General features: G+C 54.8%; 12 protein-coding genes. 5 read left to right on the top strand and 7 right to left on the bottom strand.

What is annotated here, in order from left to right:
* Positions 1-58 precede the first annotated feature (58 nt).
* A complete protein-coding gene (locus E6C51_RS00430) occupies positions 59-1,681 on the bottom strand; it encodes a putative bifunctional diguanylate cyclase/phosphodiesterase (RefSeq protein ID WP_230987004.1) in 1,623 nt (540 codons plus the stop codon).
* On the opposite strand from E6C51_RS00430, the gene E6C51_RS20105 reads away from it, so the two are divergent.
* Positions 1,680-1,931, top strand: a complete 252-nt coding sequence (locus tag E6C51_RS20105; RefSeq protein ID WP_230987003.1) for a hypothetical protein — start codon at positions 1,680-1,682, stop codon at positions 1,929-1,931. The two genes, E6C51_RS00430 and E6C51_RS20105, sit on opposite strands and share 2 nt — an antisense overlap.
* A 378-nt stretch (positions 1,932-2,309) precedes the next feature.
* A complete protein-coding gene (gene rpoH / locus E6C51_RS00425; RefSeq protein WP_146932939.1) occupies positions 2,310-3,212 on the top strand; it encodes an RNA polymerase sigma factor RpoH in 903 nt (300 codons plus the stop codon).
* Positions 3,213-3,264: 52 nt separating this feature from the next.
* On the opposite strand, the gene E6C51_RS00420 is transcribed toward rpoH, so the two are convergent.
* Positions 3,265-4,527 (bottom strand): arsenic transporter, encoded by a 1,263-nt coding sequence (locus E6C51_RS00420; protein ID WP_190234661.1) that lies wholly within the window; start codon positions 4,525-4,527, stop codon positions 3,265-3,267.
* Between the two features lie 182 nt (positions 4,528-4,709).
* On the opposite strand from E6C51_RS00420, the gene E6C51_RS00415 reads away from it, so the two are divergent.
* Positions 4,710-5,936: an MFS transporter gene (locus E6C51_RS00415; protein ID WP_230987002.1), complete on the top strand. Its 1,227-nt coding sequence runs from the start codon at positions 4,710-4,712 to the stop codon at positions 5,934-5,936.
* 265 nt (positions 5,937-6,201) lie between these two features.
* Here E6C51_RS00415 and E6C51_RS00410 read toward each other — a convergent pair whose 3' ends face one another.
* The 3 genes from E6C51_RS00410 to E6C51_RS00400 form a co-directional block, all read right to left on the bottom strand.
* Positions 6,202-8,295 (bottom strand): hypothetical protein, encoded by a 2,094-nt coding sequence (locus E6C51_RS00410; RefSeq protein ID WP_190234660.1) that lies wholly within the window; start codon positions 8,293-8,295, stop codon positions 6,202-6,204.
* 171 nt (positions 8,296-8,466) lie between these two features.
* Entirely contained in the window at positions 8,467-9,765 is a 1,299-nt protein-coding gene (locus E6C51_RS00405) for an adenylosuccinate synthase (RefSeq protein WP_146932933.1), read from the bottom strand.
* 58 nt (positions 9,766-9,823) lie between these two features.
* Positions 9,824-10,078, bottom strand: coding sequence for a hypothetical protein (locus tag E6C51_RS00400; protein ID WP_190234659.1), 255 nt, complete (start codon positions 10,076-10,078; stop codon positions 9,824-9,826).
* Here E6C51_RS00400 and E6C51_RS00395 point away from each other — a divergent pair.
* Positions 10,077-10,973 (top strand): DMT family transporter, encoded by an 897-nt coding sequence (locus tag E6C51_RS00395; protein ID WP_190234658.1) that lies wholly within the window; start codon positions 10,077-10,079, stop codon positions 10,971-10,973. The two genes, E6C51_RS00400 and E6C51_RS00395, sit on opposite strands and share 2 nt — an antisense overlap.
* 12 nt (positions 10,974-10,985) lie before the next feature.
* On the opposite strand, the gene E6C51_RS00390 is transcribed toward E6C51_RS00395, so the two are convergent.
* Complete coding sequence (locus tag E6C51_RS00390) at positions 10,986-11,765, bottom strand: metallophosphoesterase family protein (RefSeq protein ID WP_190234657.1); 780 nt, start codon at positions 11,763-11,765, stop codon at positions 10,986-10,988.
* Positions 11,766-12,075: 310 nt separating this feature from the next.
* On the opposite strand from E6C51_RS00390, the gene E6C51_RS00385 reads away from it, so the two are divergent.
* Positions 12,076-12,876: a creatininase family protein gene (locus E6C51_RS00385; protein ID WP_190234656.1), complete on the top strand. Its 801-nt coding sequence runs from the start codon at positions 12,076-12,078 to the stop codon at positions 12,874-12,876.
* Here E6C51_RS00385 and E6C51_RS00380 read toward each other — a convergent pair.
* On the bottom strand, positions 12,861-13,832 hold the full coding sequence (locus E6C51_RS00380) for a LysR family transcriptional regulator (RefSeq protein ID WP_146932925.1): 972 nt from the start codon (positions 13,830-13,832) through the stop codon (positions 12,861-12,863). The two genes, E6C51_RS00385 and E6C51_RS00380, sit on opposite strands and share 16 nt — an antisense overlap.
* Positions 13,833-13,852 lie beyond the last annotated feature (20 nt).

Genomic DNA, 13,852 nt, shown 5'->3' with positions numbered 1-13,852 from the left:
TCTACGGGAAAACAAAGAGTGAGAGCGGTTCATTTTTTCACGAAAACAGTGAGCCGCTCTAATTTCGTGCGACCTCTGGAAGCTCTTCTGGCCCAACCCCGCCCGAAGATCTGGCAATAAATTCAGCAACCTCTTTGTCCAGAAGCGGCGGAGAATAGACATAGCCTTGAACAAAGGTTCCGCCGAGTTTCTGTAGAGCGGCCAATTCACCTTCCGTTTCCACACCCTCAACAACACATTGCAGACCCATATCGCGGCTGAGAGCGAGTACGGATTTGACAATTTTATAACTGGCGGGTGTTTTGTCGAGATCGACAATAAAGCTGCGGTCAATCTTGATTTTCGTGAAGGGAAGAGAGTGCAATCGTGTGAGAGACGAATAGCCAATCCCGAAATCATCGAGAGAAATACCACAGCCAAGTAAGCGCAGCATTTCAATTGACCGCTTCACCTGTTCAAAATCATGGGTGAAGGCTGTTTCGGTAATTTCAAGATCAATACGATCAGCATCCAGGTTCGAACTTTTGATGATGCCAATCAAAAGCAGAACACTTTCGTTCGAGTTGAGATCATGAGCCGAGAGATTGAACGAGAGCCGGATATTTTTATCCCAATGACTTGCCGCCTCAAGCGCCTTTTTGAGAAGGGGCCTTGTTAAAAGACCGACGATACCGGCCCGCTCGGCGATGGGAAAAAACTGGGCTGGCTGCACATTGCCCAGTGTTGGGCTTTCCCAGCGCGCCAGCGCTTCAAAGCCAATGGGCTTGCCCCATCGGATATCAATGATCGGCTGAAACGTCAGGGAAAGCTCTTTTGTCAGATCGGCCTGTTTGAGCGCCTGCTCGATGCGGGCGTCAATGTTGATCTTGCTCTCATGGGTAGCGTTGAACAAGACCGCGCTTCCACGCCTTGTGCTTTTTGCGTGATAAAGGGCATAATCCGCCTGATCAAACAATCGCTCAGGCGTGGACGCGAGATCCGGATAGATGGCAATGCCCATGGATGCAGAAACCCGAACGGTCGCCTCCGCCATATCAAAAGGGTGATGGAGCTGATCAATCAAGACATTTGCAGCGCCCAAAAATTCTGCATCATCCACCGAATGCGCTGAGATGATGGCAAATTCGTCGCCACCCAAGCGATAGGCTTTGAGGCCATCAGGAAGGACCAACAGACGTTTTGCCACTTCAACCAAGAGCCGATCCCCGGCCGAATGGCCATAGAGATCGTTAATCGGCTTAAACCCATCCAGATCGATCAGACCAAGGGCCACTCTGGAGCCGGCAGTTTTTGCTTCATGAAGCGCCAATTCAAGATCTGAAAAGAACGCCCGCCGGTTTGGAAGATCGGTCAGACTATCAAGATTTGCCAGTCGCAAATTTTCATCGCTCAGTGCTTTTGAGCGAAGCTGCGACATGATCATCTGCTCAAAATTGCGATAATTCGTCAGCAAAACCGATATCATGCCCGCACAAACCAGCGCGACATTGACCGCAACGGCAATAAAAATTGGTTGGCCGACCGAGATAAAAAAGACAAAAAATGCCCCATTCACAATCGTGGTCACAATGACTGCGGCGGAGCGGAGATACATCAGGCAAAAAATGCATGATATGACAGTAATGGCCATGTAAAAAGCCACATAGGACTGCTGATAAGCATCGCCATACGGCACCAACATGAAAGACCAGCCCGTGAAGGCAATTGCTATAAAAACTGCAAGGCGATTGGTGCGGGTCATTGCAGCATGGGCGATTTCTGTGGTGGGCGAAACGCCGCGATTTCGCAACCAGAATATCATCCGCACACCGCATAAAAACGTAAACAATAGTGGTACGCATACGGTCAATAGCAAGGGTGCAGAATGGATATGGGTGATCGACAAAGCCCAGCTGCTGGACAGCAAGATGAAATACATCATCGGCATTTGACTGGAAAAAGCGCGGTATTGTGCTTTTAACAAATCCGGATTGTCAGATCTGACCTTGAATAACTCGATAGCAAATTTTAGTATTTTGGAAATCGACATTCTTCAATCCAGGATTTTTTTTCAGAACTTCGACATTATCAAAAATTACTAAAATAATTGTAACGCTGCTGATAGGCTCAATTTCGACCAGGCAGATGATGAAAAGAAGAGTGATAGCGCGTCAATTTGCCCCAAACCAAGCGGCGGATCAGAGCAAACTGTTCTTGAATTGCCGCTTATGGATACCTATCTTCCAAGAGGAGTTGCGTGGGATCATGCATCCACGCAATCAAGGCCTGCCCGCATAAATCGGGAGGCTGCAAGAAGAAAGGGGTGCTCTATGGCCCGGAACAGTTTGCCTTCTATCACCGCCGGCGAAGGCGGTTTAAATCGCTATCTTGACGAGATCCGCAAGTTTCCAATGCTGGAACCGCAAGAAGAATATATGCTGGCAAAGCGTTATGCCGAACACGCAGACCGCGATGCCGCGCATCGTTTGGTAACAAGCCATTTGCGTCTGGTGGCCAAAATTGCCATGGGCTATCGCGGCTATGGCCTGCCGATTGGCGAAGTTGTGTCTGAGGGCAATGTTGGCCTGATGCAGGCTGTGAAAAAATTCGACCCGGAACGCGGCTTTCGTCTGGCAACCTATGCCATGTGGTGGATCAAGGCGTCTATTCAGGAATATATCCTGCGCTCATGGTCTTTGGTCAAAATGGGCACAACCGCCAACCAAAAGCGGCTGTTCTTCAACCTGCGTCGTCTCAAGGGCAAGATCCAGGCCATTGAAGACGGTGATTTGCGCCACGAACATGTGACAGAGATTGCCACAAAGCTGAACGTGTCAGAAGAAGAAGTGGTGTCGATGAACCGCCGCCTTTCCGGCGATGCATCGCTGAACGCGCCCATGCGGGCCAGCGAGGGCGAGTCCGGCCAGTGGCAGGATTGGCTGGTGGATGATCACGAAAGCCAGGAAGCGGTGCTGATCGAGCAAGACGAGTTGGAAACCCGTCGCAACATGCTCTCACGCGCCATGGCCGTGCTGAATGAACGTGAACGTCGCATTTTTGCTGCCCGTCGTTTGGCAGAGGAGCCAGTGACACTGGAAGAGCTGTCAGCAGAGTTTGACATCAGCCGTGAGCGCGTGCGCCAGATTGAAGTGCGGGCCTTTGAAAAGGTGCAAGAAGCCGTGCAAAAAGATGCGCTGGATCAGGCCAAGGCATTGCGCGTGGTGGACGCCTAAATTCCACTCTGTCATGTTGCAAGTATGGGCCCCGAGGCGATCGGGGCTTTTTTTAAGCGGCCGTGAGGATCAAAGCCAGAAGCGACAACACCAAAGCCGGTATCATCACCACAGCGCCAATTTTTAAAAAGGCGAAAGTGCCGATAGAAAGCCCCTCGCGGCGAAGCGCCGAGAGCCAGAGAATGGTGGCAAGCGAACCGGTCACCGAAAGATTGGGACCAAGATCGACACCGATCAGCACAGCGGCCGATACGGTATCGCTGACATGAGCGGCTTGCACTGTGGCACCGGCCACCAATCCGGCTGGCAGATTATTGACAAGGTTGGACATGAAGCCCACCAGCAAGCCAGCGCCCATAGCGGCCGTAGCTCCGTTGGCCTGTGCCTGACGCGATAACTCTTGCGCCAGCATGCCAGTCAAGCCCGTTTTGTCCAAGGCTTCCACCAACACAAACAGCCCACCCACCAAAGGCAGGACGCTCCATGACATACCTTTTACGGTCTCGACAGGACTTTGGCGAGTCAGCGCCAGCACCAGAACGGTAGTCAGCACGCCTGCAAGAAAGGTGGGCCAGCCGAGGTCTACGCCCATAGCAGAGGCGACGATCAGGATGATGGCTGTGAACAGCAAGCCATAACCTGCCAACCGCGCGCTATGGGACAAGGCGGGCGCATCGATCTGCCGCTCCAGCGTTTCGGTCAAAATCTCGCGCCGCTGGCTCCAATAGAGCATGGCGAATGTCGCGATAATCGCCACCAGCGACGGCAGGGCAAAAGTTGCCAGCCATTTCGACAAAGGTGGCATGGTGCCGCCCCCGAAAATCACCAGATTGGCGGGATTGGAAATGGGCAGGACAAAGCTGGCGGCATTGGCAATAAAGGCGCAAATCAAAAGGTACGGCATGGGGTTCTTGAGCTTTGCCGCCTTTGTTGCCGCATAAACCGCGGGTGTCAGCACCACCGCCGTCGCATCATTGGACAAAAATGCGGTGACGAGAATGCCAACCCCATAAATCAAGACAAACAGCCGGATCGGTGAGCCTTTGGCCTTTTGGGTTGCCAGCGCTGCCAGCCAGTCAAACAGGCCTTCGCGCCGCGCCAGCTCCGACAACAGCATCATGCCGATCAAAAACAGATAGACATCAAAGCCCTTGGCCACGCCAGCCCATGCATCCAGCGGACCAATCTGGCCCAAAGCCAGCAAGGCCAAAGCACCGGCAACCGCCCAAACCGCCTCAGGCCAGCCAAAGGGCCGCACAATCACACCAAGAACGGCAAGGGCTGAAATGCCCCAAGTCACATAGATCGTCGCCATACGTCATCCGAACATTGGTGGAAAAGGGAATCACCCGACACAAGACATTGCACATTTAGAGCGTCCGCTCACGAGAGCAATTGCCAAAAGATAATTTTGTTGTTTTGCACAAGACCCCTTCCCCTCTTTGTCATGAACGCCATGTAACGTCTAGGGAAATCAACAGGATAAAGGTGTGTCTCGTGCCTTCACAACCCAAGATCACCACGGCGAGCCACCGCTCACTGGTGGCGCTGGCCACGCTCAATTTCTTTCTTGCAGATGCCCGTGATGGGTTAGGCCCTTTTCTTGACGGCTTTTTGGCAACCCATGGGTGGCAACCCATGACGCTGGGAATTATTGCAACAATCGGCGGCATTATCGGCATGGTCGCCACGCCTTTTTTCGGCGCGCTCGTTGACGCCAGCCCCTATAAACGCAGCCTGATCATTGCCCCCGTCGTTGTTGTCACCGCCGCCGCCCTGTGGACACTGGCCAGCCCCGATAATTTCTCGGTGTTCGGCGGGCAATCGGCAACGGCGCTGGTGGGCGCGGTGATCGGCCCTGCCTTGATGGGGTTAACGCTTGGTCTTGTTGGCCAAAAAGCGTTTTCACAGCAAATTTCGCGCAACGAGGTGTGGAATCACACAGGCAACGTCTTTTCACTGGTGTGTGTCTATCTCATTGCCGAGCATTTTGGCCAAAACGGCATTGTCTGGCTGATGCTGGCCTCCGCTTTCGCCGCGATTGTCGCCACATTGGCCATTCGCCCCACGGAGATTGATCAAAAAGTGGCGCGCGGCTTTGCGGCAGATGATGACAATGCTTTAAAACCGGCAGGATTTCGCGTGTTGGCGCAAAGTCGCGGACTGATTGTGCTGGCCATCATCATGATGATTTTTCACTTCGGCAACGCGCCCATTAGCCGCCTGATTGCGCAGGACTTTTCCATTCAAATGGACAGCCCGTTTCAAACAACCGCCATCACCACCGGCATCTCGCAACTGTCCATGATTGTTGTGGCCGCAAGCGCACCCTTCCTGATCAACCGTTTCGGTTTGCGTTCAATCTTCCTGATTGCCCTGCTGGCCCTGCCCGTGCGCGGCATGATTGCTGGCTATTTCACCAGCTTCACAGCCATCTATCCCGTACAGGTTCTCGATGGCGTCGGGGCAGGATTGATCGGCATTGCCACACCGATTGCCGTGGAGCGGATTTTGCTCGGCTCAGGGCGCTTCAATGTCGGCCTTGCCGCTGTGATGACAGTGCAAGGCATTGGTGCCTCTTCGAGCAATATCGTGGCTGGCTGGCTCACCGAAAAAGGCGGCTATTCGCTGGCCTATCTCTTCCATGGCGGCATTGCCGCGATTGCGCTTTTGCTCTTTCTGTTCAACCGCCATCAGGTTGCACCGGAAAACCCGGAGAGGTGAGCTGAATGGAAAAAGGGAGGCTGTCACCTCCCTCAGCTTATTGACAAACCTCTCGTTCGACATTTCGTCACCCTCGGGCCTGTCCCGAGGGTCTGCCGTGGCTGGATAAGCAATTGACTTTGCTTATGAAATTAGCGTGGTTGGATGCTCGACACAGGGCCGAGCATGACGTCGAGGATAAATTTAGGGTTTGTCAGCAGTCTAAGGGACGCTGTCACCTCCCTTTTGTTACTCAGACTTTTACCACGCTCTATAAGGCGTAAGCTTAACCACCGCTTTTGGCGCTGCCGCGCGCAATCCATTCCTTGATCACATCGTCGAAGACTTTTTTGCCAACGCTGCCCTTGTCAAGCGTGAGCAAGGCGCGCCGACCGTTGCGGTAGGTGACCGGAATGTCGATCCATTCGCGATCACGCAGCAAACTGATGTTGCGGGTCACCACCTCAGGGAAATCATTGAAGGCAATCATGAAGCTGTCATCAATGATTTTGGCCGGAACCGCGACAATCGGATCGCCGCGATCTTGCTCGGTTTGCTTCATGGCAACGCGCTGAACACTGTCGATACCGCCACCGGGGAAGTTTTTGGGAACCGAGAACACGATTTCAGCAAGATGGCTGGCCGGAAGCGAAGGATCGGTGTTGCGCTTGAAGGTGATCAGCGCGGTCAGGCCCTGCTCAGGGATAGCCAATTGCCCCTGAATAACAGGTTGCGGCTTGCCATTATCGTCAGTCTCGTTCTTTTCTTCCCACACCACATAGCCCTGCATGGTTGCAGGCGTGGTTTCGCCTAGGCGCTCTTCATAGAGATAGGCCTTCTGACCATTGGCTGGCACTGTAAACGCTTTGCTTGCGGGCGCGCCAGCAGCCGTTGCAGCATTGGCTGGTGGTGTGTTGGCCGCAACATTTTGCTGTGCAACCGAGCGGCCTTCGTTGGCGCTGGCCTCAGCCTCAGATGGGCCACGATCAACCTCTGTGCCATCCGGCAGAAGCTGCTGGGTAAATTTCTGGCCCGCAGCACCGGCTTGCGCATCACCGCCCGAGGTTGCCGCTTTCACGCCATCCCCATCCGTTTTCGCACCATCCGTTTTGCCAGACTCTGAAGCCGTTTGGGGTGCCGGAGGTGTCAAGCCATTGGCAAGCGAGGCCAAATACTCGCGATTGACATAGGCTGCATAGCCGCCGCCCGCCAAAATCAAAATCAGCGCGCCGGTCAAAATATAGGGCTTCATTCCCCCTGATTTCGATTTGCTGCCGGTCTTGGCTTTTTTCTTGCCCTTGTTCTGACCCTTTTTCAGGGTGGCCAACAGCTCATCCTTGGAGGTGCCTTGGCGTTTGCCACTGTCATTGGTCAGATTTTGCAGAGCGGGGTCAACCTGCGCCGCAGGCTTGGTCGCGGTAACAAAATCATCAAACCAGGCCGGATCGGTGCCGACATCGACAGCGCGCGCGGGCTTATCACTGCTGGCAGCTTTGTCCGTCTCGCCCCAGTTCAAAAGATCGGCAGTATCTGTGGCGTCTTTCTTGGGATCAACAACCGTCTGGCTTCGCACAAATTCATCAAAGGCACCAAGCGCATCCGCATGATCCGTCTGACGCTGCGGGCTCTGATAAGGCGGCGCAACCTCGGCCGGGGTTTCAGCACGGGTCGTGCCAACAGCAGGCGCAACAGGAGGAGCCCAATGATCATCATCCGTCGATCGTTGGGTCGCATTGTTGTCATGATCCGCGACGTCCCATGGAGCCATTTCATGACTGTCCAGCCCATGTTTGTCTGCTGCGTGGGTTTCTGAAGCATGGGTGATGGCTGGGGCAGCAGGCTCAGGCTCAGACGCCCATTGCGGATATTCCGCCACAGGCATTTGCTTTGGCGCGTCCACATGGTGGTCATGCTCGGGCGTTTCATGCGCCGGTTGGGAATAATCCGGTGCCTGCCATGGCTCAACGTGATGATCATCATAAACCGGCTCGGCCACTTCGGGCTCATAAGCCGTTTCAACACCCTCAGGCTCGGCGGCACTCACAGGCTCTTCGTAGGGCGCAGGCTCTTCGTATGGTTCAGGCTCAGCGTGATAAGGCTCTGGCGCATGGACCTGTTCAGGTTCATAAGCAGGAGCCGCATCAACAGTCTCGTCTTCAGCCGGGAGCGCTTCGGCATATTCCGACTCGACATCCTTGATGGCCAGCTCAAGCTTGTCCAGCTGACGGCGCAACATGTCCTCTGACGGCTTAGGTGTCATATTCTCCAGCTGCCGCATAACGGCACCGCGAGCTTTTTCATACACCTTAACGCGCATTTCCGGGGTATTGTTCGACAGGCCGTCTACGGCACGTCGAATAACTGCTACGAAATCTGCCATCCGTACTTTCTCGTGGTCATCGGCTCTGGCCGAAAGACGATATAGCCCCAGTCCACTTGGCACCCCTGTTTTCAGGGCAACCCGACTTCCGGGAAGTTTTGTTACGCTGTTTTATGCCCCCCAAAACCGCTGGTCGGATTCGGGAGGCAAGACAATTTATCGAATATGACCTTAATCCTCAAATGGATCTGTCACAAGTATGGTGTCGTCGCGTTCCGGGCTGGTTGAGAGCAAAGCCACAGGCGCGCCGATCAATTCTTCCACCTGACGCACATATTTGATTGCCTGCGCTGGCAAATCAGCCCATTTGCGCGCACCAACCGTTGATTCTTTCCAGCCTTCGAGCGTGATGTAAATCGGCTCGACGCGAGCTTGCGCCGCCTGGCTTGCGGGAAGATGATCAATCTCTTCGCCATCCAGCTTGTAGCCAACGCAAATTTTCAACTCATCAAGGCCGTCCAGCACATCCAGCTTGGTCAGCGCAATGCCGGTGATGCCATTGGTGGCAACCGACTGACGCACCAAAGCCGCATCAAACCAGCCGCAACGGCGCTTGCGGCCCGTCACGGTGCCAAACTCATGGCCTTTTTCGCCCAGAAACTGGCCGATCTCGTCTTTCAACTCGGTCGGGAAAGGACCTTCACCAACGCGGGTGGTGTAAGCCTTTGTAATACCGAGGATATAGCCCAGAGATCCCGGACCCATGCCCGAGCCTGCCGCCGCCTGGCCTGCAACCGTGTTGGACGAGGTCACAAAGGGATAGGTGCCGTGATCGATATCGAGCAACGAGCCTTGTGCCCCTTCAAACAGAATGCGCGCACCACGACGACGCTCTTTATCCAGCATCAGCCAAACGGTTTCGCGGAAGGGCAGCACCTTGTCGGCCACCGACAGCAATTCTTCCATAATGGTCGAATGCTCCACTTCCGGCGCACCAAAGCCGCGACGCAGCGCATTGTGATGGGGCAGAATGCGGGCGACTTTTTCAGCCAGACCTTCAGGATCGGCCAGATCCATCACGCGAATCGCACGGCGGCCAACCTTGTCTTCATAGGCAGGGCCAATGCCGCGGCGGGTGGTGCCAATTTTTGTGCCGCTGTTGGAGGCCGCATCTTCACGCAGGCCATCCAGCTCGCGGTGCAGCGACAAAATCAGCGTGGCATTGTCGGCAATGCGCAGGTTTTCCGGCGAAACTTTCACGCCTTGAGCGTCCAGACGGCCAATTTCAGCAATCAGCGCATGGGGATCAACCACCACGCCATTGCCGATCACGGCCATTTTGCCGGGACGGGCAACGCCCGAGGGCAGCAATGACAGCTTATAGGAAATTCCATCAATGACGAGCGTATGGCCAGCATTATGGCCACCCTGAAAGCGCACAACCACGTCCGCACGCTCAGAGAGCCAATCGACAATCTTGCCTTTGCCTTCGTCGCCCCATTGGGAGCCAACCACCACGACATTCGTCATTTTTCAATCCTGTTCTTGCGCTCGCGCGCAAATTCCCAAAATGCGCTGACGCGCAAACTCAAAAAAATGCGCTGACGCGCGCCCCTTGAAGCAAAGCATGCCCCTGCGCGAAGTGCAACATCTGCACGCAGAAGGCAAGCTCAGGACAACACCGCTTTTCACGGCGTGCCAAACCCGCGCATCTATAATGCTTTGTTTTGCGGAAAGCGACCCGTTTGTCGTCAGCAATCTGGCTTTTTGTAAGGTAAAACCTTAGGAAGGTGCGCCGCTGATAAAAAAATGCCGAACCATGACGATCGTAAGGAATGCCCATGCAAATCCGCGCCTATGCCTATCTGATGCTCACCACGCTGCTTTGGGGCGGCAATGCTGTGGCCGGCAAGCTGGCCGTGGGACACATCAGCCCCATGGTGCTCAATGCCGGACGCTGGACATTGGCTTTCTGCCTACTTCTGTCGATTTCCATTGATCAGATCAAATCCGACTGGCCGGTGATCCGGCGCAACATTCCGCTGCTTTTGGCCTTTGGCGCGGTTGGCTATACCGGCTTTAACGGCTTTCTCTATTCGGCTTTGAAATACACTTCAGCCGTCAACGGTGCCATTGAGCAAGGTGCCATTCCGGTGCTGATTTTTGTTCTCAATTTTCTGCTGTTTCGCATAGCCGCATCCAAGGTGCAGATTCTGGGCTTCATCATCAGCTTTATCGGCGTGGCCCTCACCGCAGGCCATGGCGATCTGACCGCTTTGCTGTCCCTGCGCCTCAATTTTGGTGACGGGCTGATGATGCTGGCGGTGCTGTGCTATTCGCTGTTCACCATCGCGCTGCGCTGGAAGCCGGAGTTGCACTGGAAAAGCCTGATGGCCTCGTTGTCCTTTGGTGCAATGCTGGCAACGATTCCTCTGGTGATGTGGGAAGAGGCCAATGGCAGTCTGATTCTGCCCGACACCACCGGAGTTTTGCTGATTCTGTTTTGCGGATTGCTGCCCTCACTGGTCTCGCAAACACTCTATATCAAAGGCGTCAGCATTATCGGAGCGAACCGGGCCGGATTGTTTATCAATCTCGTGCCCATCTTCGGCACCGTGCTCTCGGTCATCGTTGTGGGTGAACATCTGGAAGGCTTTCACATGATGGCGCTGGCATTGGTGCTGGGTGGCATTGCCCTTGCTGAGTGGGGCAAGCCAAAGACCGCCATAGCGCCTTAGAATCTGTCAGGTTCAGATCACCTGCGCCTGACCATTGGCAATGCACACAACACTGAGATGACCGGACGCATAGGCGGCGGTATCAACACCAATGCGATTCTTGCCAAAACTGACCGCATCGGTGGGCGTGTGGCCATGCACAACGGTATAGGGCAATTCAGGGCCACGGCTTAAAAACGGCTCCCGGATCCACATCAGATCCTGATCCGTCTGCTCATCCAGCACCAGACCGGGCTTGACACCGGCATGCACAAAGACAATCGGGCCAACGGTCAGCATGACCGGCAGCGCTTTCAGCCAATAATAATGGCTGGAGGGAATGGCGGCGGAAAGTTGGGGGCGCAGGCCTTCAAAGCCGCCAGCCTTTTGCAGCGCCTGATCAATATCCAGACCATAGGAATAGAGTGTCGCGGCTGCGCCAAAATCCAGCCAACCGCGCCCGAGCGAGGGATTTTCGATAAAATCACAAAAGGCATCATCGTGATTGCCGCAAAGGCTGACGCGCTCAAATTGCGGCGGCAGCGGCTTCATCAAATGCTCAATCACCCGCTTTGACGATGGCCCGCGATCAACATAGTCCCCCAGCATAACAACCAGCTTGCGCCCATCGCGCAGGCTGGCGTCTTGCAAAATTCGACACTCCGCCTCAAGCAGCTCGACATAGCAACCATGCACATCGCCGACCGCGTAGATTGTTGAAAACTCTTGCCCATCAAACGCCAGCCGTGGCCGCACAGACGCACCATGGCCTTTTGACCCCGTATCAAGAATTTTACGCAGTAGTTTCTTCATGCATGACCCAGCCTTACAGCGCCGTGCGCCATATATGGCGCACAAAGGACGCTGTAACATTTTTAATCTACTGCATAATTCCTTAAATCCACTCCGATTTAAGGAATTATGCAGTAGATTTTGTTCTACGCCGGTTACATGCGTTTCTCAACAGCACAGACGGGCAGTATCCGCTTACCAAAAATTAAGCTTAACGGTGCCAGCCCGTGAAGCCGTCGCCTTTTTGGCAGCACTGCGCACACAAATTGATGCTTTTCCGAGGATGGTTGCGGCTCTACGGTTGCCGCAACACAGATCAGGGAACAGAGTGATGGCAAGACCTTTTTACTGGAACGAGTTGAACACCCACGACTTCAAACACCTGTCCGCCGATAAAACCATTGCCATTCTGCCAATTGCCTCCACCGAGCAGCACGGCCCGCACCTGCCGATTGCCACCGATGTTGCCATTGCCAACGGCATGTTGAATGAGCTGAAAGTACAGCGCCCCGATGATCTGGATTTTCTGGTGCTGCCTACGCAGGAAATTGGCAAGGCCAATGAGCATATTTATGGTCCCGGCACGCTCTCCCTGGGGGCTGAGATTCTCATTCCGGCCTGGACCGCCATTGGTGGTAAGGTGGCTGAGGCGGGGCTTCGCAAGCTGGTGATTGTCAATTCCCACGGTGGCAATCTGGATGTGATGAATATTGTGGCGCGCGAGTTGCGTGTGCGCTTTCAGATGATGGTGGTGGCCACCCAATGGGCGCGGTTTGGCCATCCGGATGGCATGATTTCCGAGCACGAGGCCAAATATGGCATTCATGGCGGCGAAGTTGAAACCTCGCTGATGTTGCATTTTAGGCCTGATCTGGTGCGGATGAATAATGCCGAGAATTTTATCTCCAAGGCCGAATGGATGCGCGAGCGCTCTGAATTTCTGGGGCCAACGCCACCCCATACGCTGGCATGGATTGCTCATGACCTGAACCCCCATGGCGTGGTGGGTGATGCCTCCAAGGGTACGGCTGAAAAGGGTGCGGCGATCTGCCAGCATCAGGTTGCGAGCTTTGTGCAATTGCTGCGGGATGTGCGCGATTATCCGCTGTCAGAGCTTTACTCGCCATCCTGAACACGGTCGGGGTTGATGCGGGTTAAGGGCAAAAAGCCTTTCCCTTGCAAATCCTCCACCAGCGCCACAATCTCCTGCATCAAATATTCCACAAACAGGCTGGTGGCGGCATCCAAAGGGGCACGCGCGCGGGCAAACAGTTTCATCGGTTGGTGGCGCACATGCGGCTCGCTCAAGGGCCGAAACACCAGCTCGCCCCGGCGGCATTCGGCCACAACATCCAGCGGGTTCAGCAAGGTCAAAGCAGAGCCGCATTTAACCAATTGCTTCAGAAGCTCCGAGGCATTGGTTTCCAGCAAAGGCTCAATCGGCAAGGGCAGCGGCGCCAGCGCCAGATTGATGACATTGCGCAGGCTGGTGCCCGGCTCGGCCAGCACCAGTTTTTCCTGCACCACGTCGACCAGATCCACCGGCCCCACCGCCTGCGCCAGATGATGCCCCGGCGGCATCACCGCCCCCACCGGAATATCAAAATTGGCCAGGGTGCGAATACCCGGCGTGGCAACAATGTTAAAGCCAAGGCCGATATCCACCTCGCCCGTCAGCACCGGATTGAGTGTCGTTGTGCCACTGTCATTGCGCACATGCACCTTGATGCGAGGGTGTGCTTCCAAAAAGCGCGCAATGATATCGGGCAAAGGACCGGCTGCCAGCCCCACCGTTGTGACCAGAGAGACCCTGCCCGCCTGCGGGGTTTTCAGGCTACGTATGCGCGCTTCCAAGCGCTCATAGCCTTTCAAAACCTCCCGAATATGCTCCACGCACAGCTCACCCGCCGCCGTCAGGCGCAAGCCGCGCGGCAGGCGCTCGAAAATCGGTGCGCCCAGCTCTTCCTCCAGCGCCAGAATTTGGCGATTCACCGCCGAGGATGCAACGTTAAGACGATTTGCTGCCTTGCGGATCGAGCCACATCTGGCAATCTCATCAATGTAATACAGCTTTCTGGAATGCAACATGGGTGATCACCAGTCTATTT

Source organism: Gillisella terrae, assembly GCF_004801395.1.
Classification (GTDB): Bacteria; Pseudomonadota; Alphaproteobacteria; order Rhizobiales; family Rhizobiaceae; genus Allorhizobium; species Allorhizobium terrae.
Note: the sequence above shows the minus strand (reverse complement) of the source record. Positions and strands in the feature narration are given on the sequence as shown.

Bases quoted from the DNA above. Each gene is read 5' to 3' on its own strand.
- E6C51_RS20105 (WP_230987003.1), top strand. From the start codon at position 1,680: ATGAAAGACCAGCCCGTGAAGGCAATTGCTATAAAAACTGCAAGGCGA.
- E6C51_RS00430 (WP_230987004.1), bottom strand. From the start codon at position 1,681: ATGTTGGTGCCGTATGGCGATGCTTATCAGCAGTCCTATGTGGCTTTT.
- rpoH (WP_146932939.1), top strand. From the start codon at position 2,310: ATGGCCCGGAACAGTTTGCCTTCTATCACCGCCGGCGAAGGCGGTTTA.
- E6C51_RS00420 (WP_190234661.1), bottom strand. From the start codon at position 4,527: ATGGCGACGATCTATGTGACTTGGGGCATTTCAGCCCTTGCCGTTCTT.
- E6C51_RS00410 (WP_190234660.1), bottom strand. From the start codon at position 8,295: ATGGCAGATTTCGTAGCAGTTATTCGACGTGCCGTAGACGGCCTGTCG.
- E6C51_RS00405 (WP_146932933.1), bottom strand. From the start codon at position 9,765: ATGACGAATGTCGTGGTGGTTGGCTCCCAATGGGGCGACGAAGGCAAA.
- E6C51_RS00395 (WP_190234658.1), top strand. From the start codon at position 10,077: ATGCAAATCCGCGCCTATGCCTATCTGATGCTCACCACGCTGCTTTGG.
- E6C51_RS00400 (WP_190234659.1), bottom strand. From the start codon at position 10,078: ATGGGCATTCCTTACGATCGTCATGGTTCGGCATTTTTTTATCAGCGG.
- E6C51_RS00390 (WP_190234657.1), bottom strand. From the start codon at position 11,765: ATGAAGAAACTACTGCGTAAAATTCTTGATACGGGGTCAAAAGGCCAT.
- E6C51_RS00385 (WP_190234656.1), top strand. From the start codon at position 12,076: ATGGCAAGACCTTTTTACTGGAACGAGTTGAACACCCACGACTTCAAA.
- E6C51_RS00380 (WP_146932925.1), bottom strand. From the start codon at position 13,832: ATGTTGCATTCCAGAAAGCTGTATTACATTGATGAGATTGCCAGATGT.